Raw genomic sequence first — 19,595 nt, 5'->3', positions numbered from 1 at the left:
ACAATCGCGGCATCCGCAGCTCGGGAGGACGGACCTGGATGCTGAGCAGCGGCAGATCGAGCGTCAGCTCCTTGGACGAGCGCGCCCGAGACTGGGCAACGGCCATGGTTCCTCCCCCACTGGAGGACGCCGGACGCCCCTGGCGCGCTCCGGCGCGACCAGCGCACCGCGAGCACCGGGGCGGCCCTCGTCTCCCCATCCTTCGCGAGGCCGCGTGTTGCGAACAAGGATTCCGTGCCCAGTTTTATGATCAGATATCCGGTTTGTAGTACCTCTTCCGAATTTGTCAGCCCGGTTGTGGCGAGCCCGAGCGTCCATGTACGCCGACGGCCATCGCCGCGCCCGGAGGAGCGCGGGATGGCCGTCACGCCGTCATGCCCGACAGGGTCGTACCCGGCAGGTCACGCCCGGCGGGGGCACGTCGAGCGGGTACACGTCCAAGAGGGCCCCGCCCGAGCAGGGGCAGGCCCGAGTGGGGATACGCCCGAGCGGGTGCCGCCCGGGTGGGTGCCGCCCGGGTGGGGGCAGGACCGGCGGGTCGCGTCTAGCGGGCGACGTACTCCGCCAGCACGGCGGCCGCTCCCCGTGGATCGTCCACAGAATGCCGCTTGTTGGCGTTCTGCCAGGAGAAGCTGGTCCCGCCGTACCCGACGAAGACCCACACGGGCAGGCCGGGGGCGGGCCGGTGCACCATGAGGGCGGTGTTGTTGTCCCGCAGCTCGGCGTTGACGCCGAGCAGGACGAGCTGGTCGCGCAGCCGGACGAGCTGGTGCTCCTGGCCGAGCCGCACCAGGTCGACGGCGCCTGCGGGCGCTATCCGGGTCACCGGCCACTCCTTCGCCCTCGCCACCCGCGAGTCAGTCGAGACACGTCCACTCCCCCTGTGAGTCCGATCCATGGCCATGCGTCAGGAGCGCAGGAATGCGCCCAGGGTGCCGTTGAACGCTTCGGGCTCCTCGCTGAACGGGGCGTGGCCGCTGTTGTCGAACCTGGCCACCTGGGCGTTCGGAAGCTGGGCGGCCAGCCACTCGTCGAGGTCGCCAGGGAAGATCCGGCTGCGCGCGCCGTACATCAGGAGGGTCGGCACCGTGACGGCCGGCAGGACGGGGCGCAGGTCGGCGTAGGCCATGTCGTACCAGATCGACAGAGCCGCCGACGTGGCCGTCTGGGTGGTCTCGGCGTAGACCGCGTCGATCACCTCGTCCGGCGGCGTCTCCGCGAAGCACGCCGCGATGAACGGCTTGATCACACTCGGCCTGGCATGGCGGACGCCCTGGGCGAAGACCGCGAGGTCCGTCGTGGAGTAGCCGCCGAGCAGCGGGAAGTCCCAGCCCTCGCTGTCGAGGAACCTCGGCGACTGGTCGACGAAGGCCGCCGACCGCAGCAGGTCGCAGCCGAACTGCTGGACGTAGGACAAGATGACGGCGGTGCCCATCGACCAACCCACCAGGCACACGTCGTTCAGCCGCAGATGCTGCAGCAGGCTGCGAACGTCGCGAGCATATTGCGACAAAGTGTGACCATCATCCGTTTTCCCGGACAAACCATGCCCGCGCAGGTCTACAGTGATGACCCGATTGGACTCGCTGAGCGCGTCCACGTTCTGCGCCCAGAACGTGCTGTTCATCGTCCACCCATGGATGAGCAGCACCGCAGGCCCGGAACCGTGGTCTTCGTAGTAAAGCGGCACACCATCTGGCAACTCCAGGTATGACATCTTGCCTCTCCCTAAAGTGGAAATGTCCGGGCCGTAACGACTATCCGCTATGCGCCATGGCCGCCCAAGAGCTGCGGCCGCGTTGCATAGGGGTTGCATGCGGTACTAGCTTTCTCGGCAGGAGATCATGGACGACTCGACGCGGCGCCTGGCCCGTACTCGCGAGAGCGCGCTGAGCGGGCAACGACCTGCGCAGGTACGCCCCGAGGTACGTGCGTCGTGGGACCGTGCCCGCCTCCAGGGAGTCCATCCCGACCGGTCGCTTCCGCCCATCGAGCTGGCGGCGGACAGGGTGCGCGGGTTGCAACGCGAGCACCCGATGGCCTCCGTCTGGCCCACGCTGCTCGGCACGCTGCGCGACGCCGCGACGCAGCCCGGTCATCTGATCTTCGCCAGCGACTCGGCGGGACACCTGCTCTGGGTGATGGGCGACCGGTCCGCGCGCAGCGTGGCCGAGGGCGTGCACCTGGTGCCGGGCGCGCTGTGGAGCGAGGGCAAGGCGGGTACCAGCGGGGTGGGGACGGCGCTCGCGCTCGGCCGGCCGTTCCGCGTGCGCGGACCCGAGCACTTCCTGTCGGTCGCCGTGGACTTCACCTGTTCGGCCGCGCCCATCAGGAACCCCGTCACCGGCGAGCTGCTCGGCGCGATCGACGTGACCTGCCCGACGCGTGCCGCGAACTCCCTGTCGCTGTCCCTGGTCGCCGCGGCCGCGCGGCTGGCCGAGGCGCACCTGGGCGAGCAGACCAGGCAGCAGGACGAGCGGCTGCGCATGCGCTATCTCGAACACGTGATGCGCCACAAGGGGATTCACAGCGCTCTCGTGGGAGCCGACGGCCGTGTGCTGCACTCCTCACCGGGCGGCTGGCTCCCGCAGCGCTGGCCGTGGCCGCCACGCGAGGGTCCCGCGACGCTTCCCGACGGCCGGCGCGTGGTGTTCGAACGGCTGTCGGCCTCCGGCCCCTTCGCGGTGCACTGCACCGACGGCGTCGACAGCACCGGCGAGGCCCTGCTGCTGCACGCCCTCGGCCGTGACCGGGCCTGGATCCGCCTGGACGGCGCGGCCCACGAGCTCAGCGCCCGGCACAGCGAGATCGTCGTCCTGCTGGCGGCCCATCCGGCGGGACTGACCGCCGACGCACTCGCCCGCCAGACATACGGGCAGGGCGGCAAGACGGTCACCGTTCGCGCGGAGATGACCCGGCTGCGCCGCGTCCTCGGCTACCGCCTGGGCTCGGATCCGTACCGGCTGCTCGGCCAGACGGTGGCCGACTTCCTCTCTCTGGACGACGCCCTGGCCACCGAGGGAGTCGGCGAGCTGCTCGACCGCTACCGGGGCCCGCTGCTGCCGTCCTCACGCGCGGAGGGTGTGGAGGCACTGCGCGACAGGCTGCATCAGCGGTTGCGCGGCAAGGTGCTGTCCCACGGCGACGCCGACGCCATGACGCGATGGATCACCACCGCGCACGGGCGTGACGACCTGCCGGTACGGCAGGCACTGGAACGAACGGCCATATCTCCCATGTAGTGGCCTTTGTTCCGGTACCGTCCGCAGCCCGCGATTCCGGTTTCAGAAGGGCAGGTCGAAGGTGTAGTGGTCCGCGGCCCCCATGATGGCGGCGGCGTCGTCGACGGGCGGGTGGATGAGCCGCATGATCCACTGCTTGATCTCCTTGCCCTTGGCGCCGGAGGCCACGACCGCGCGGTCCCAGCCCCTGGCGAAGAGCGCACCGGCCGCGCCAAGGTCGAGGCAGGTGACGTACGGCCCCGCGACGAACTCTCTCATCGGCAGGCCCAGCAGTTCGGCGGAGGCGTTGTAACCGGCGACCATCCCGAGCGGCACGGCGTGCTGGCAGCTCTGCATCACGTAGTGGTCGGCGTCGTAGCGGGCGGCCGCGGTGTCGCCCGCGGCGAACACCGCGCCGTCGACCCGCAGGAACCTGTCGACCTCGAGCCTGCCGAGCTCGTCGCGGGCGGCGGGCACCTGGGTGGTCAGCTCGCTGGCCCTGATGCCCGCCGTCCAGATGACGGTGTCGGTCTCGATCAGCTCTCCGGTGGAGAGCCGCGCGTGCTTCTGTCCCACCTCGGTGACCGTGGCGCCGAGCCGCCGTTCGACGCCGAGCTCGTCCAGCGCGGCCTCGATGTCGGGACGGGGGCCGGGTCCGAGGTCGGGTCCCACCACCTCGGCCCGCTCCACCAGCACGACCCTGCCCCTGCTCGCCAGCTCCGTGGCCACCTCGATCCCCGCGAACCCCGCGCCGACCACGACGGCGGTGAAGCCCTCCCTGCCGCGCAGGTGCGCGGCGAGCCTGCGTGCCCCTTCGAGGGTGTCCACGTCGAAGAGGTGCTCGGCGCCCGGCAGGTCGGGCCTGACGAGCCGGCTGCCCGTGGCCAGCACGAGCCGGTCGTAGCCGATCACCTCGCCGCCGGCGGTCACCGTGCGGGCGGCGGTGTCGACGGCCGTCACCGTGGCCCGCAGGTGGGTCACGCCGATGGGACCGAGGATCCGGCCGAGCTCCACCTTGGCCTGTTCGGGGTCGGCTTCGTACAGGCGCGGCCTCAGCACCAGGTGCTCGTTGGGTGCGACGAGCGTGATGCGCGTCGCCTCCTCGCCGCGCGCCCGTGCGGCACCGGCCGCGCTCCACACGCCGGCGAACCCGCCACCCACGATCACGATGTGGCTCATCTCGTTCTTCCTCTCTGGTGTGCGTCCACCAGGGAGTCAAGACAGCCCTCTCAGATGTGACCGAGCTTCTCGGGATTCGCGACGCGTCGGAGTGCGGTGACGCGGCCCCCCGCGAGTTCGACCGTGTCCACCCACAGCAGCGTGCCTTCCCTGTAGGTGGCCAGCGCGGGCTCGCCGTTCACCTCGATGACCCGCATGACGTCGGGCCCGGCCCTGCGGGTGACGGCGAGCGTCAGCAGCGCGACGCGCTCGGCCCCGCGCACGAGCACGCGCGCCGCCGAGACCCTGCCGCCACCGTCGGCCACGTAGACGGCGTCGGGATGCAGCAGCGCGATCAGCGCGCCCATGTCACCGGCCTGGGCGGCGGCCTTGAAGGCGTCGAGCACCCGCCCGACCTCCGAACGGGAGGCTTTCGGCAGCTCCTTCACCTTGGCGATCCGCGCCCTGGCTCGGGAGGCCAGCTTGCGGCTGGCGGCAGGCGTGTTGCCCAGGACCTCGGCGATCCCGTCGAAGGGGAAGGAGAACACGTCGTGCAGGACGAACGCGACCCGTTCCGGCGGGGTCAGCTCCTCCATGACGAGCAGCATCGCCACGCTGATCGACTCGTCCACCAGCACCGGTTGCGCCGCGTCGGGGCCGGTGAGCAGCGGCTCGGGCAACCATGGCCCGACGTAGTCCTCCCGCCGCACCCGCGCCGAGTTGAGCACGTTGTAGCTCGTGCGGGCGGCCACCGTCACCAGCCAGGCCCGCAGGTCGGCCACGTCCGACAGGTCGGCGGCCGAGGCCTTCAGCCACACGTCCTGTGCCACGTCCTCGGCGTCGGCGACGCTGCCCAGCAGGCGGTAGGCCACGCCGAACACCGCGGGCCGCAGCCTCTCCCACTCGGACTGGAGGACGTGACTGGTCACGGGCCAGATCCTAACGAGGCGGCCGTCGGCGGCAGGATGTCGCCCGCCGTTCGGAACCTGGTCATGTGACATCCCTAAGGTGCCCGCCATGAGACGTATCGCGATGATGATGTGCGCCGGCGCGCTTGCCCTCGGGGCCGCCGCGCCCGCGACCGCCGGCGCCGAGCCCAGGCGTCCGGAGTACGGCAGGGCGACGCTGACCGCGTTCGCGTCGCTGCCCGCGCGGACCTTCGTCCCCGGCAGCGAGGTGTCGGGCGCGCAGCTGGGCACGGCCCCGATCAACGGCTTGACTCCGCCCTTCCCCGGGCAGCCCGTGCAGGGTTTCAGCGGCATCGCCCGCCACGGTGACGGCAGCTACGACGTGCTGTCGGACAACGGTTTCGGCGCCAAGGCCAACAGCGCCGACTTCCTGCTGCGTGTGCACAGGATCAGGCCGGACTTCCGGTCCAGGACCGTGAGCGTGCTCGGCGGCTTCAACCTGTCCGACCCGCGTGGCCTCGTGCCGTTCCCGCTCACCAGGCCTGACCGCACGCTCACCGGCGCCGACTTCGACGTCGAGTCGATCGTGCGCTCCCTGGACGGCACCTACTGGATCGGCGACGAGTTCGGCCCGTTCCTGCTGCACGTCGACAGGCGGGGCGAGCTCATCGACGCCCCGATCCAGCTGCCGGGCGTGAAGGCGCCCGAGAACCCGGACCTCGGCGGCGCCCAGCCCAACCTGCGCAGCAGCAAGGGCTTCGAGGGTATGGCCAGGTCCGTGGACGGCCGCCGCGTCTACCCCCTCCTGGAGGGCACCGTCACCGGCGATCCGGACGGCACGCTGCGCATGTACGAGTTCGACCTGCGCAGGCGTACCTACACCGACCGCCGGTGGACCTACCGCCTCGACGACCCCTCCCACGCCATCGGCGACGCGATCGCGGTCGACGCGCACCGGTTCCTGATCATCGAGCGGGACAACCTGCAGGGCGACGCCGCCAAGGTCAAGCGCGTCTACCTGGCCGACACGCGGGACAGGGACCGCGACGGCGCGCTCGACAAGACGCTGGTCGCCGACCTGCTCGACCTGGCGTCCCCCGAGGGGACGTTCAGGTTCCCGTTCCAGACGATCGAGGACGTGATCATCCTCGACGACCGGACGCTCGGCGTCCTCAACGACAACAACTTCCCCTTCTCCTCCGGCCGCACGGCGGGCAGCCCGGACGACAACGAGTTCATCACCATCCGCCTGACGCGCCCCCTGCACGCCGACCCGAGGGTCTACCGCTAGCGACCCGCGCGCCCGCCTCGTGACCCGGAATGTCGACGCGCCCGCCCGCGCGTCGACATTTCGGTTTCCGCCCCAAACAGTGCGATAAATAACCCCTTCACCCCATTCGAAATAGCCACTCGGGGGACTATTACTAAAATGAGTAATTGTCCCTTTTGTGTGATGCCTCCCCTCTCTCCCCATGCAGTCCCGTCCTTCAAGTCCGCGAGGAGGAACCGGAAAAGAGCTGGCTAAGCACTTCTCATGGGCCTCCCGCGCCCGAGAGCGGGCGCTTGAAGTCCCGGCACGCCCGAAGGGGCCTGCGGTGAGCGCCGCAGCGTCCCGCCTCGGGGGAAGGCGCCGGAAATCCGGCTTAGTCAAGCGAGAAGCTGGTTGCACAAAGAAGCGGGTAATGTCCGTTTACCTGCTGATCGGCGGGATATCTACGTTGCGCGCAAGATAATCCTTCAGGGTTACATGGGGCATTTTCCAGCGATTTGGCATATTGCCAGGCTGGTGCACACAAGTCTTTTCAGGGGGAATCACGCAATGAACAAGCTCAAGGGTGCCGTCACCGCGGCCGCTGTCTGCTGCGTTCTCAGCGCAGGCGCTGTTGGCCTTGAGGCCGCGACGGTCGCCACCGCAGCCAGCGCCAGCACCGCCGACACCGCCATGGTCAGTTGGGGCGGATGCGGGCACGGCGGATGCGGCGGTGGCAGGTGGGGCAGGCGCCTGATCGCCCAGTTCCACAAGCAGTTCCAGAGGCAGCGTCAGTTCCAGAAGCAGTTGCAGCGGCAGATGCAGAGCCAGTCGCAGAACCTGCACCAGAACGTCAACTTCCACCTGAACAGCTCGTCCGACGCCGACAGCCTCGCGGACGCCGTCGCCAAGCAGCGCGCCGAGGCCGAGGCCAAGCAGCGCGCCGACGCCGACGCCCGCAACAGGGCAGAGGCCGACGCCGACGCCCGCCAGCGCGCCGACGCCGACGCCAGGAACAGGGCGGAGGCCGACGCCGACGCCGACGCTGAGGCCCGTCAGCGTGCGGAGGCCGAGGCCAGGCAGCGTGCCGACGCCGACGCCCGCAACAGGGCGGAGGCCGAGGCCGAGGCCCGCCAGCGTGCGGAGGCCGAGGCCAAGCAGCGCGCCGACGCCGACGCCCGCAACAGGGCCGACGCTGACGCCGACGCCCGCCAGCGTGCCGAGGCGGACGCCCGCCAGCGCGCCGAGGCCGAGGCCCGTAACAAGGCGGAGGCCGACGCCGACGCCCGCCAGCGTGCCGAGGCCGAGGCCAAGCAGCGCGCCGACGCCGACGCCGCCGCGCTGAACAGGGCGGACGCCGACGCCGACGCCCGCCAGCGCGCCGAGGCCGAGGCCAAGCAGCGCGCCGACGCCGACGCCGCCGCACTGAACAGGGCGGACGCCGACGCCGACGCGGACGCGCGCAACAAGGCGGAGGCCGACGCCGACGCCGACGCCAGGCAGCGGTTCGAGGCCGAGATCAAGAACAGGCTGGAGCAGGAGCTGCGCAACCAGCTCGAGATCGAGCTCAAGCGGAAGATCGAGCTGGCGCTCGGCAGCGACGCGGCCAGGGTCTGATTCGAAGCGCACAGGACTTCGAAGCGCAAAGGACTTCGAAGCGAAGGACTTCGAAGCAGAGGACAAGGTAGCCGCCCGCTGTGCGGCTGTGGGAGCTGATGCTTCGGGTCGGCGCCCACCTTGCCCTTGATGTTCAATCCCGCAGCCGAGGCTCTCAGAGCACCGGCAGGGCGGCGGCCGTCGCGTGAACCGGCCGCCGCCCAGCGGGACGTCGCGATGAACCCCTGGGGGCCGAGCGGACACCCGTGTCCGCCCGGCCCCTTCGGCCGTGCCGGAGCCGCCCACGCGGCCCCGCGTCAGAGCAGGTCCTCGATCGTGATCGGGATCTTGTGCAGGCGGCGACCGGTGGCGTGGAAGATCGCGTTCGCGACGGCGGCGCCCGACCCCACCATGCCGATCTCTCCCACACCCTTGACGCCCATCGGGTTGACCACGCTGTCCCGCACCTCGATCGTCTCGACCTGCACGTCGGGCGCGTCGGCGTTCACCGGCACCAGGTAGTCGCCGAGGCTGGCGTTGGCCCAGCGCCCCTGGACGGGGTCCATGTGCGTGGCCTCCAGCAGGGCGTGGCTCAGGCCCCAGAGCATGCCGCCCATGAGCTGGCTGTGCGCGGCCCGCCGGTTGAGCACCCGCCCGGGAGCGAAGACGCCGGTCATCCTGCGCACCCGCACGAGGCCGAGGTCGGCGTCCACCGCCACCTCGGCGAACTGGGCGCCGAAGGTCATGCTGGCGTACTGGTCGCTCGGCGGCGGCGGGTCATAGGAGCCGACGACCTCGACGTCGCTCAGGTGGTTGCGCCGCATGAGGTCGGTGTAGGTCTCGCCGCGGTCGGCATGGTTGCGCACCATCATGCAGCCGTCCTTGACGACCACGTCGTCGGGGGCGGTGCCGTACAGCGGTGACTTGACGTCGGCGATCGCCGTGCGGACGAGCTCACCGCGAAGGGCGACGGCGGCCGCGTGGACGCCCGAGCTGATCACGCCGGTGCCGGCCGAGCCGACCGCAGCGACGGTGTTGGGCAGGGCAGTATCGCCGTGCTCCATGCGTACCGCGTCGATCCCGATGCCCAGCCCGTCGGCCGCCACCTGGGCCACCGCCGTCGTCACCCCCGTGCCGAACTCGGCGAAGGAGGCCTGGATGACCGCACGGCCGTCGGCGTAGAGCCGGGCGCGGGCCCGCTGCGGGGTGAACACGGGAGCGACCGGGTAGCACGCGGTGGCCATGCCCATGCCGATGAGCAGGTCGCCCTCCCTGTGCGAGCGCGGACGCGGATCTCGCCGCTCCCAGCCGAACAACTCGGCGCCGCGCGCGTAGCACTCCTTCAGCCCCTTGCTGGACCACGGCCTGCCGCTTTCCGGATCGACGTCGGCGTGGTTGACCAGCCGCAGCTCGAGCGGGTCCATGCCCAGCTCGTAGGCCAGCTCGTCCATCGTGGTCTCGAGCACGACCATCCCCTCGGACTCGCCGGGACCGCGGATGAACGACGGCGTGATGGTGTTGGCCTTGATCAGGCGGTAGACGCTCTCGTAGTTCGGGCACGCGTAGAGCGAGGCCGAACAACCGAGCGCGGTGCCGGCCCAGTCGTCGAACACCGAGGTCGGCGAGAGCTTGTGGTGGCGGATGGCGGTCAGGCGCCCGTCGGCGCGCGCGCCGAGGACCAGGTACTGCTCCTGCTCCTCTCGATGGCCCACCGAGTCGAACATCTGCTCGCGGGTGAGCGCGAGCCGTACCGGCCGGCCGACGTGCCTGGCCGCCAGCGCGGCCAGCGCCGGATGGTCCCAGATCATGGCCTTGGCGCCGAAGCTGCCGCCCACGAAGGTGGAGATGACCCTGACCTGCGACACCGGCACGCCGAGCTGGGCGGCGACCGTGAGCTGCGTGGCGTTCGGGCCCTGGGTGGCGTCCCAGAGGGTGAGCAGGTCGCCGTCCCACATCGCGGTCGTCGCCGAGGTCTCGATCGGGTTGTGATGGTTGGCGGCGCAGTGGAAGGTCACCGTCAGGCGGACGTCCGCCTCGCTCAGCCCCGCGTCGACGTCCCCCCTGGTGACCCGTCCCGGGACCATGCCGGCGAAGATCCGGTCCGCCTCGTACATCCAGCCTCGGCCCTGCTCGACCGTCGTGATCGCCGGTGTCTCCTCGTAGGTGACGCGCACGAGACGGGCCGCCTGCTCGGCGCGTTCGAGCGTGTCGGCGATCACGATGGCGATGTGCTGGCCCGCGTAGTGGACGACGTCGTCGCGCATCGGAAAGAAGCTCTGCCCCGGGGCCGCCGTACCCGCCAGAGAGGGCATCAGCGGAGGCTGCCGGTCGGCGATCGGGCCGAGGTTGTGATGGGTCACGATCGCCAGGACTCCGTCGGCCCGCTCGGCCTCGCCGGTGTCGATGGCCGTGATCCGGCCGCTCGGCACCCGCGCGCCGATCAGCACCGCGTGGACGAGCCCGGGCAGCGCGATCTCCGCCGAGTAGCGCGCGGCGCCCGTGACCTTCTGGCGCCCGTCGATCCGCTCGACCGGCTCTCCGATGGCGGTCATCGTTCCTCTCCCAGTGTCATCGCCGTCTCCAGCGCCCTGACCATGGTCCGCTGGGCCAGCTCGATCTTGAAGGCGTTCATCGAACGGGGAACCGCCGCCGACATCTCCGCGCGGGCGGCCCGTACGAAGGCGTCGCCGTCCGCACGCGCGCCGGTCAGCAGCCGCTCCGCCTCCCTGGCCCGCCATGGCTTGGTCGCCACGCCGCCCAGCGCCAGCCGTACCTCCGCCACGGTGCCGTCCTCGACTCGCATCGCCGCGGCCGCCGACGTCAGCGCGAACTCGTACGACTCCCTGTCACGGACCTTGAGGTAGGTCGAGCGCCGTGCGATGGGTACGGCGGGCACGTCGATCGCGGTGATCAGCTCACCGTGCTCCAGCGGGTGTTCCAGGTGCGGCGTCTCGCCGGGAAGGAGGAAGAAGTCGTCGATCGGGATCTCCCGCGTACCGCCCGGCCCCTCCACGCGCACGACCGCGTCGAGCGCGACCAGCGCCACGGCGACATCGGAGGGATGGGTGGCGATGCAGTGCTCGCTGGTGCCGAGGACGGCGTGGCCCCTGTTGACGCCGGGGATCGCGGCGCAGCCGCTGCCGGGCTCGCGCTTGTCGCAGGGCGAGTGCGCGTCGCGGAAGTAGCCGCAGCGCACTCGCTGCATGAGGTTGCCGCCCATGGTCGCCATGTTGCGGAGCTGGGCCGAGGCGCCGAGCAGCAGCGCCCTGGAGATCATCGCGTACCGGCCGATGACCGCCGGAGCCATGGCCACGTCACTCATCCTGGCCAGCGCGCCGATGCGCAGCCCGCCGTCCGGGAGGTCCTCGATCAGGGTGAGCGGCAGATCGTTGATGTCCACCAGCCGCTGCGACCATTCGGTGCCGATGCGCAGCATGTCGATCTTGGTCGTGCCGCCGGCCAGGAAGGCGCTGGTCTGATCCCCGGCGACGGCGGTGATCGCGTCGGCCACGTCGGCGACCCGCGCGTAGCTAAACGGTCGCATCCCGCACCTCCCTGATCGCCTGCCGGATGTTGGGATAGGCGGCGCACCGGCACAGGTTGCCGCTCATCCACTCGCCGATCTCGGCGTCGTCACCCGCGTGCCCTTCCTCGAGGAGCGCGACGGCCGACATGATCTGACCCGGCGTGCAGTAGCCGCACTGGAACGCGTCGTTCTTCACGAACGCGGCCTGGACGGGGTGCAGCCGGCCGTTCGCGAGCCCTTCGATCGTCGTCACCTCGCGGCCCTCACAGGCGATGGCGAGGGTCAGGCACGACACCACCCGCCGCCCGTCCACGTGTACGGTGCACGCTCCGCAGGCGCCCTGGTTGCAGCCCTTCTTGGTGCCCGTCATGTCCAGGCGTTCGCGCAGGGCGTCGAGCAGGCTCACCCTGGGCTCGATCTCCAGCGAACGGGTCACACCGTTGATCGACAGCTTCACGTGGACGGCGTTCGGACCTCGGTCGGCGCTGGGCATGATGGGACTCCCTCCTCGCGGTACACCACAGGGGAGGTTCCCAACCGTCGGTAGACTCAAGGACAGAAGTCCCAAAAGCACCCATTACCGGATATGTCGCCCGCCCCGTGCGGCCGAATCCGGGGGCCGTGACCCGGGGTTCGGGCCCGGCTGAAGGCGTCCTCGAACGCGCCCGCAGGACCGCGCGTCGCGCGGCACGGCCCACCGGCACGTCACTTCACGGCTAGATGATCTACGCCTTGTTCCCGGCTATAGGTGAAAGGGTGCGTGCGCTTTTCACGGAGACATGGGGAGCCACAGTGGGCGTGCAGCAATCGCTCTTCGGTCCGGAGCCGAGCGCCGCCGTCACTAAGCCCATGGGGGATCATCTCCACCGGCTCAAGGCGTTGATCCTGGTCAAAGCGGCGCCGAATCCCTCCCACACCCACGGCGAGACGGTATGCGTGGCCGGGATCCGTACCGACTTACAAGCCGCCGGGTGGCTCCGCCTGTACCCCGTCAACGTCCGGGCGCTCGACGACCCCAACGCGTTCAGGAAGTACGACGTCATCGAATTCGACGCCCGACCGGCGCGCAACGATCCCCGGTGCGAGAGCTGGCGGCCGGTGCTGACGACGATCCGCACCGTGGGCCGCCTCAAGAGCTGGCGGCAACGCGCCGCATGGATCGACGAGCACGTCGGCGATTCGATGTGCGATCTGCTCGACGCGGTCCGCGACCATCCGCCCGCGCGCTCGCTCGCCGCGATACGGCCGCGGGAGATCGACGGCATCACCATCGACGCCCACCCCGGATGGACTCCTGAGGAGCAGGCGAAGATCACGAACTACGTCGCCCAGCTCGGGCTGTTCGGCGACACGTCCAGACGCGCGCTCGAAGCCCCTCGTTTCAAGGCCCGGTACCGCTACCGCTGCGGTTCACGGCGCTGCAGGGGGCACCGCCAGGGGTTGATCGACTGGGAGTTCGTCGCACATCAGCGCAGGCTCTCCGGCTGGGACGACGCGAGCGCCAAAGCCGAACTCCGCAGCCGCTGGTTGGACGGCATGTGCGGCGACGACAAGGACACCGTCTTCTATGTGGGCAACCAGGCCAAGCGACAGCACGTGTTCAGCGTGCTCGGACTGTTCTACCCCTCGCGTTAGGACAGCCGGCGGGCCAGGTCCAGCACGACGGAGCGATGGCAGCGACGCTCGTCGGCCTCGAAGCACAGCACCGCGACCGGTCCCTTGCGAGCCCACGCCGCGATCTCCTCCACCGCCGCTTCGGCCTCGGGCGTGGCGACGTGAGCCAGGTAGTTGTCCCGCGCCACGGCGAGCTCGTCCGGCGAGCCCGCGAACCCCGCCCGGTTCCACCTGGGGTTGCCGAGCCTCGGCAGGTGGACGTACTCGATACCGCGCTCGGCCACGGCCGCGGCCAGGCGCCGCTTGCTGAGCCCCGGCTTGCGGGAGATCGGGTTGAGGCGAACGTCGACCAGCGCGACCAGGTCGTACGCCAGGGCATCCGCCACGACCTCGTCGAGGGACCTGCCCTCGTAGCCGATCCCCACGATGCGCGAGCTCTGAGCTGCGGTCACGGGGTGACGATACCTGCCGTGCGCGTCGCCGACACGGCCTTGTCCTGTTTCATCGCGCTCCTGTGGCACCGCGCCCCTTCCATGACAGCCTGTCGGCAAACGCGGGATCCCTGACCCGCGCAGTCTCCGGGCGGCGCGATCTCCCGGCAGGCGGTCTCCGGCCGGCGCGGTCTCCGCCCTGCGCGGTCTCCGCCCTGCGCGGTCTCCCGGGCGGCGCGGCCTCCCGGCCGGCGTCCCCTTCCGGTCGGTGTGTTCTCCGGGCCCGTGCGGGCTTTCGGCCGGGGCGTGCCGTCAGTGGGCGGTCCAGCCGCCGTCGACCGGGAGGATCGCGCCGGTGATGTAGGAGGCGGCGGGGCCGGCCAGCAGGAGCGCGGCCGCGGTCAGCTCGCCCGTCTCCGCCCAGCGGCCGGCCGGGACCTGATGGTCGAGGAAGTTCCGCACCTGCGGGTCGTCGTCGACGTTCTCGTTGAGGGGCGTGCGGAACGGCCCGGGGGCCAGGGCGTTGACGCAGATGCCGGTGCCGGCCAGTTCGACCGCCAGGCTCCTGGTGAGCTGGACCACCGCGCCCTTGCTGGCGGCGTAGCCCGCCCTACCGGCGGCGCCGACCAGGCCGAGGGCGCTGGCCAGTGTGACGATGCGGCCGTATCCCCCGGCCCGCATGTGCGGGACGGCTGCCTGGCAGGCCACGAACGTGCCGACGACGTTGACCTCCAGGCAGCGGCGGAGGGTGGCCGCGTCCAGGTCGCCGAGCTCTCCCCTGGCCTGGACGCCCGCGCTGGTCACCAGGATGTCCAGGCGTCCGAACCGGGTGGCGACCTCGTCCACGACCCGGCGTACGGCGTGCTCGTCGGTGACGTCGCAGGCCAGCCCGAGTGCCGGCCGGCCGGTGTCGGTCGCGATCCGGGCGGCGGCCTCCTCGCTGGTGTCCTCATAACGGCCGACGACCGTGACGGTCGCGCCGGCCTCGCTGAGGGCCCGCGCGATGGCGTGACCCAGCCCTGAGGTGCCACCGGTGACGACCGCGACCTGCCCGGTCAGATCCTCGCCCACGCCGCCGCCTCGCTCATGTCGTTCCCTCACCGCGCCCCGTTCGGCCGAACGTCGCCCTTCACCTGCCGAATCCTAACGGGACACGGTCCGGCCGGATCCGCGCGGAAATCTTCTCGGAAATCCAGCCATCCGCCGGCCCCCCAGCCCCGAATCAAGCGTCGAGGACTCCGGCCGGGCCCCTCTCGACCAGTAGGCACACACATCCAAAGGATCACTCGCATGAAGCTCCGGACCAACCGGCGTGCCCTGATCGGGCTGGCCGCCGCGGCGGCGCTGACCGCCTCGTCCCTCGCCCTGCTGCACCCCACGACCAGCACCGCGTCCTCGCACCGCGAGGCTCCGCTGATCGCCGGTGACCCGCGCAACGACAACACCGACGTCTACGCGTTCGTCAGCCCCGACAAGCCGGACACGGTGACCCTGCTCGCGAACTTCCTCCCCTTCGAGGAGCCTAACGGGGGCCCCAACTTCTACACCTTCGACACCCAGTCCCGCTACAACGTCAAGATCGACAGCAACGGTGACGCGCTCCCCGACATCACCTACCAGTGGACGTTCCGCGACGAGGACCGGCGCGGCAACACCACGTTCCTCTACAACAACGGCCCCGTCACCTCCATCGACGACCCGAACCTGCTGTTCAGGCAGCGCTACACGCTCCAGCGGATCACCCCCCACGGGGTCACCACGCTGGTCAGGAACGGCGTCGTCGCCCCCAGCAACACCGGGGCCGCGTCCATGCCCTCCTACGCCACGCTGCGCGCCCAGTCGATCACCTCCGTGCGTGGGGGCGGCAGATCGTTCGCGGGCCAGTCCGACGACTCCTTCTTCCTCGACCTGCGCGTCTTCGACCTGCTGTACGGCGGCAACCTGTCCGAGGTCGGCCAGGACACCCTCAAGGGGTACGGCGTGCAGACGCTGGCCCTGCAGGTGCCGAAGGACGCGGTGGCGCTCAAGGGAGACGCCAAGCGCAATCCCGTCATCGGCGTGTGGTCGACCGTGGACAAGTGGAGCCCGCAGGGCTTCAAGCAGGTCTCCCGCCTGGGACAGCCGCTGGTCAACGAGGTCGTCCTGCCGGCCGGGCTGAAGGACGCCTTCAACTCCGTGAGCCCCGACAAGGACGCGGGCCTGCCGGCCGTCGTCAAGCGGGTCACCAGCCCTGAGGTCCCGCGGCTGCTGGAGAAGATCTACGGCCTGAAGGCTCCCAAGACCCCGCGCAACGACCTGGTCGAGATCTTCCTCACCGGTGTCGCCAAGGACAACGGTCCGATCAAGGCCGACCTCAACTCGCAGATCCTCAACAAGGACGCCGGCAAGCTGCGTCCCTCCGAGATGCTGCGGCTGAACATGTCCGTCCCGCCGACCGCCTCCCCCAACAGGCTCGGTGTGCTGGCGGGTGACCTGCAGGGCTTCCCGAACGGCCGCCGTCTCACCGACGACGTCGTGGACATCGCCCTCCAGGCCATGGCCGGCGCCGCCCAGACCGGCAAGCTCGTCGACGCCCTGGCCGCGGGAGACAAGGTGGACGCCAACGACAAGGCGTTCGGCATGTCCTTCCCCTACGTCGCGCTCCCCGGCAACGCCTCGGTCAACACCGGCTCGGCGCGCTGAGCCCGCCGCGGGGCCGGGCACCCCGGCCCCGCGTCTCGTCTGCGACACCCGCACCCCTTCCACCGGAGGTCATCGTGATGCCATCGCGACGCGGGGTGGTGCTCGCCGCAGGCGGCCTGATACTGGCCGTCGCACTGACCATCGCCGCGACCCTGCTCCCCTCGTCCGCTCCGCCGGCCGCCTCGGCGCCCGCCCCCGCCGCGCAGGTCGAGACGGCCCTGTCCGCCACGTCCGCTCGCGCGGCCGTCGACGCGCTGAACGCCAGACTGCGGCGGCTGCCGCTCGATCACCACGCGTGGGCGCAGCTCGGCGCCGCCTACGTCCAGGAGGCCAGGATCACCTCCGACCCGTCCCTCTACGCGCGGGCCCAGCAGGCCCTCGACCGCGCGGGCGCGCTGGCTCCCGGCGATCCGGCCACCCTGACGGGAAGCGCGGCCCTGGCCGCGGGACGGCACGACTTCGCGCGGGCCGTACGGCTGGCCCGCCAGGCGATCGACGCCAACCCGTACGGCGCGACCGCCTACGGGGTGCTCTCCGACGCCTCCACGCAACTCGGCCGCTACGACGACGCCGCGAAGGCCGCCGACCAGATGATGGCGCTGCGCCCTGGTATCTCCTCCTACACGCGCGCCTCCTACGCCGCCGAGCTGCGCGGCGACCTCACCCAGGCCCGCAAGCTCCTGGACTACGCGCTCCTCGACGCCTACGCCCCCGAGGACGTCGCCTACGCACGCTTCTCGCTCGGCGAGCTGTCGTTGCACGCGGGCGATCTGCCCGCCGCCGCCGAGCAGTACCAGCTGGCGCTGGACGTCGCGCCCGCCTTCACCCCCGCGCTCGCCGGGCGGGCCAGAGCGGCCGCGCTGTCGGGGCGGCTCCCGCAGGCGCTGGACGACTACACGGCGCTGGTCGCCCGCCTGCCGCTGCCGCAGTACATCATCGAGTACGGCGAGGTCCTCGCCGCGGCGGGCCGCGACCCCTCCCCGCAGTGGAGGCTGCTGGAGGCCCAGCGCGCGCTCATGGACGCCGCTGCCGTGAAGGACGACCTGACGTGGGCCGAGTTCGAGGCCGACCACGGCTCACCGGCCAAGGCGGTGGCCCATGCCCGCGCCGAGTACGCCCGTCACCCCAACCTGTCGGCCGCCGACGCCCTGGCGTGGGCGCTCCACCGGGCGGGACGCGACCGCGAGGCCCTGCCGTACGCGGTCAAGGCCACCTCGACCGGCTGGCGTAACGCGCTCGTGCTCCGGCACCGCGCCGCCATCGAGCGCGCGCTCGGCGACACCGCCGCGGCCGCCCGCACCACCGCCCGCGCAGAGGCGGCCAACCCCACGTTCGTGCCCGCCCTTCCCGCCCTCGCGAGGTTCTCATGAAACGGTACGGCCGCGCGGCCGGCCTGTGCGCCGCTCTGGCGCTGGCGTCCGCGCTGATGGTGACGACCGCGCAGCCTGCGGCCGCCGAGGGCGGCAGGCTCGCCCACCCGCTCGGCAACTTCACCGTCAACCACTACGACGGCCTGAAGGTGCTGCCCGACCGGATCGAGAACCTCGCGATCGTGGACAGCGCCGAACTGCCGACACTGCAGGCCAAGCCGTCGGTCGACGCCGACGGGAACGGCGCGGTCTCGGACGCGGAGCGCGACACGCACGCCGCGGCGCAGTGCGCCGCGCTCGCCTCGGCTCAGCGGCTCACCGTGAACGGCGCGGCCAGGCCGTGGCGGGTCACCGAGGCGGGCTACGGCTACACGCCCGGCCAGGGTGGGCTGTGGACCAGCCGCCTGACCTGCCGGCTGAGAGCGGACGGCGAGCCGGGGACCGTCGGGTTCAGCAACGGCTTCCTCACCGACCGCATCGGCTGGCGAGAGATCACCGCGGTGGCCGAAGGCGTCCGGCTGGCCCGTTCGACGGTGCCCGCCGCCAGCGTCAGCCAGGAGCTGCGCCGCTACCCCGACGACCTGCTGTCCAGCCCGCTCGACCAGCGCACCGCCGACCTGTCCGTCGTCAGGGGCGCGGGAGCGGGCTCGGGTACCGCCACGCCCGTCCTGCCTCTTCCCGCCGGAGGCCCGATCGGCGACGCGCTCGCGACGCTCGACCGCACCTTCACCGGGCTGGTGGGCGCCGAGTCGCTCACACTGCCGCTGGGGGTGCTCGCGGTGCTGCTGGCCGCCGTCCTCGGAGCGGGGCACGCGCTGATCCCCGGGCACGGCAAGACCGTCATGGCCGCCTACCTGGCAGGGCGCAGGGGCCGGCCGAGGGACGCGCTGCTCGTCGGCGCGACGGTGACCGCGACCCACACGGCCGGTGTGCTGGTGGTGGGGCTGCTGCTGACCGTGTTCTCGAGTCTCGCGGGTGAGACGGTGCTGGCCTGGCTGGGTACGGCGGGCGGCCTGCTGATCACCGCCATCGGAGCGGGGCTGGCCCGTTCGGCATGGAGGTCGGCTGCTACGGGCACCGCCGCCACCGCCTTCCACGGACACGGACACGGACACGGGCACGAGCACGAGCACGGGCACGGACACGGACACGGACACGGACATGGGCACGGGCACGGACACGGACATGGGCACGGGCCTGGGCACGGGCCCGAGGATGGGCATGGCCATGGGGACGGCCGCGGGGACGGGCACGAGCAGGGGCACGGGCGCCTGGAGGCGTCCGCGACGGCGACCCTTCTGAAGGAGCGGCCGCAACAGGACTCCGCCTTCACCCCCGTCTCACGGGCCCCCGGCCGTCGCGGCCTCATCGGTCTCGGCGTCGCGGGAGGTCTGGTCCCCAGCCCGTCCGCGCTGGTCGTGCTGCTGGGCGCGATCGCGCTGGGCCGCACGTGGTTCGGCGTCGCCCTCGTCCTCGCCTACGGCCTCGGCATGGCTGCCACGCTGACCGCCACCGGCCTCCTGCTGGTCAAGCTGGCCGCCCGCCTCGACCGGCTCGCGCACGCGGGGCGGGCCCTGCCGGCCCGGCTGTCGGCCCTCGCGCCCGGGGCCACCGCGCTCCTCGTGGTGCTGCTCGGTCTGGGCCTCACCCTGAGAAGTCTCGGCGACCTCCTCTGAACCCACCTTTCGGAGCGGCCCCGGAAGCCCGCCGCTCTGAGCCGCCCTGGGCTCACCGTCCAGACCGGCCCCGAAGCCCGCTGTTCGGGCCGCCCCGGAGCCCGCCCTCCCCTTGAGACCGCCCCGGACCACGGCCCCGGTCCGCGGTGAGAGGGCCGGTGGGG

16 protein-coding genes are annotated in these 19,595 nt (G+C 71.4%); 7 read left to right on the top strand and 9 right to left on the bottom strand.

The window, feature by feature from the left end; translation table 11 throughout:
* Positions 1-544 precede the first annotated feature (544 nt).
* A complete protein-coding gene (locus AC3EO4_RS33990; protein ID WP_379570024.1) occupies positions 545-826 on the bottom strand; it encodes a hypothetical protein in 282 nt (93 codons plus the stop codon).
* A gap of 81 nt (positions 827-907) precedes the next feature.
* Positions 908-1,717, bottom strand: coding sequence for an alpha/beta fold hydrolase (locus AC3EO4_RS33985; RefSeq protein WP_431899478.1), 810 nt, complete (start codon positions 1,715-1,717; stop codon positions 908-910).
* Positions 1,718-1,844: 127 nt separating this feature from the next.
* Between AC3EO4_RS33985 and AC3EO4_RS33980 the strand changes: the two genes are divergently transcribed.
* Positions 1,845-3,242, top strand: coding sequence for a GAF domain-containing protein (locus tag AC3EO4_RS33980; RefSeq protein WP_431899477.1), 1,398 nt, complete (start codon positions 1,845-1,847; stop codon positions 3,240-3,242).
* 42 nt (positions 3,243-3,284) lie between these two features.
* On the opposite strand, the gene AC3EO4_RS33975 is transcribed toward AC3EO4_RS33980, so the two are convergent.
* Together AC3EO4_RS33975 and sigJ are read right to left on the bottom strand one after the other, a co-directional pair.
* On the bottom strand, positions 3,285-4,400 hold the full coding sequence (locus AC3EO4_RS33975) for an NAD(P)/FAD-dependent oxidoreductase (RefSeq protein ID WP_431899475.1): 1,116 nt from the start codon (positions 4,398-4,400) through the stop codon (positions 3,285-3,287).
* A 50-nt stretch (positions 4,401-4,450) separates the two neighbouring features.
* On the bottom strand, positions 4,451-5,308 hold the full coding sequence (gene sigJ, locus AC3EO4_RS33970; RefSeq protein WP_431899474.1) for an RNA polymerase sigma factor SigJ: 858 nt from the start codon (positions 5,306-5,308) through the stop codon (positions 4,451-4,453).
* An 88-nt stretch (positions 5,309-5,396) separates the two neighbouring features.
* Here sigJ and AC3EO4_RS33965 point away from each other — a divergent pair, with 88 nt between their 5' ends.
* Both AC3EO4_RS33965 and AC3EO4_RS33960 read left to right on the top strand, forming a co-directional pair.
* Positions 5,397-6,578 carry an esterase-like activity of phytase family protein gene (locus tag AC3EO4_RS33965; RefSeq protein ID WP_379570034.1) on the top strand — a complete coding sequence of 394 codons (1,182 nt, stop codon included), beginning with the start codon at positions 5,397-5,399 and terminating at the stop codon, positions 6,576-6,578.
* Positions 6,579-7,106: 528 nt separating this feature from the next.
* Entirely contained in the window at positions 7,107-8,153 is a 1,047-nt protein-coding gene (locus AC3EO4_RS33960) for a hypothetical protein (RefSeq protein ID WP_431899472.1), read from the top strand.
* Positions 8,154-8,449: 296 nt separating this feature from the next.
* Here AC3EO4_RS33960 and AC3EO4_RS33955 read toward each other — a convergent pair whose 3' ends face one another.
* The 3 genes from AC3EO4_RS33955 to AC3EO4_RS33945 are packed head-to-tail and all read right to left on the bottom strand — an operon-like array spanning position 8,450 to position 12,151.
* A complete protein-coding gene (locus AC3EO4_RS33955) occupies positions 8,450-10,684 on the bottom strand; it encodes a xanthine dehydrogenase family protein molybdopterin-binding subunit (RefSeq protein WP_431899471.1) in 2,235 nt (744 codons plus the stop codon).
* Entirely contained in the window at positions 10,681-11,676 is a 996-nt protein-coding gene (locus AC3EO4_RS33950) for an FAD binding domain-containing protein (RefSeq protein WP_379570040.1), read from the bottom strand. Before AC3EO4_RS33950 ends, AC3EO4_RS33955 begins: the two co-directional genes overlap by 4 nt.
* On the bottom strand, positions 11,663-12,151 hold the full coding sequence (locus tag AC3EO4_RS33945; protein ID WP_379570042.1) for a (2Fe-2S)-binding protein: 489 nt from the start codon (positions 12,149-12,151) through the stop codon (positions 11,663-11,665). The genes AC3EO4_RS33950 and AC3EO4_RS33945 overlap by 14 nt, the downstream gene beginning before the upstream one ends.
* Before the next feature lie 356 nt (positions 12,152-12,507).
* Here AC3EO4_RS33945 and AC3EO4_RS33940 point away from each other — a divergent pair, with 356 nt between their 5' ends.
* Entirely contained in the window at positions 12,508-13,293 is a 786-nt protein-coding gene (locus AC3EO4_RS33940; protein ID WP_431899468.1) for a hypothetical protein, read from the top strand.
* On the opposite strand, the gene AC3EO4_RS33935 is transcribed toward AC3EO4_RS33940, so the two are convergent.
* Both AC3EO4_RS33935 and AC3EO4_RS33930 read right to left on the bottom strand, forming a co-directional pair.
* Positions 13,290-13,724 (bottom strand): DUF488 domain-containing protein, encoded by a 435-nt coding sequence (locus AC3EO4_RS33935; protein ID WP_379570046.1) that lies wholly within the window; start codon positions 13,722-13,724, stop codon positions 13,290-13,292. The genes AC3EO4_RS33940 and AC3EO4_RS33935 overlap by 4 nt on opposite strands.
* A 291-nt stretch (positions 13,725-14,015) precedes the next feature.
* The gene (locus tag AC3EO4_RS33930) at positions 14,016-14,774 is read right to left on the bottom strand and encodes an SDR family NAD(P)-dependent oxidoreductase (protein WP_431899467.1); all 759 of its coding nucleotides are present in this window, start codon (positions 14,772-14,774) and stop codon (positions 14,016-14,018) included.
* 219 nt (positions 14,775-14,993) lie between these two features.
* On the opposite strand from AC3EO4_RS33930, the gene AC3EO4_RS33925 reads away from it, so the two are divergent.
* From AC3EO4_RS33925 to AC3EO4_RS33915, 3 genes are all read left to right on the top strand, one after another.
* On the top strand, positions 14,994-16,385 hold the full coding sequence (locus AC3EO4_RS33925; protein ID WP_431899465.1) for a DUF4331 domain-containing protein: 1,392 nt from the start codon (positions 14,994-14,996) through the stop codon (positions 16,383-16,385).
* Between the two features lie 77 nt (positions 16,386-16,462).
* Positions 16,463-17,755 (top strand): tetratricopeptide repeat protein, encoded by a 1,293-nt coding sequence (locus AC3EO4_RS33920; RefSeq protein ID WP_431899464.1) that lies wholly within the window; start codon positions 16,463-16,465, stop codon positions 17,753-17,755.
* Positions 17,752-19,431 carry a High-affinity nickel-transporter gene (locus AC3EO4_RS33915; RefSeq protein WP_431899463.1) on the top strand — a complete coding sequence of 560 codons (1,680 nt, stop codon included), beginning with the start codon at positions 17,752-17,754 and terminating at the stop codon, positions 19,429-19,431. Before AC3EO4_RS33920 ends, AC3EO4_RS33915 begins: the two co-directional genes overlap by 4 nt.
* Positions 19,432-19,595: the final 164 nt, after the last annotated feature.

This window comes from Nonomuraea sp. bgisy101 (genome assembly GCF_057708945.1).
The sequence above is the reverse complement of the archived record's forward strand: the minus strand, read 5'-3'. Positions and strand labels throughout refer to the sequence as shown.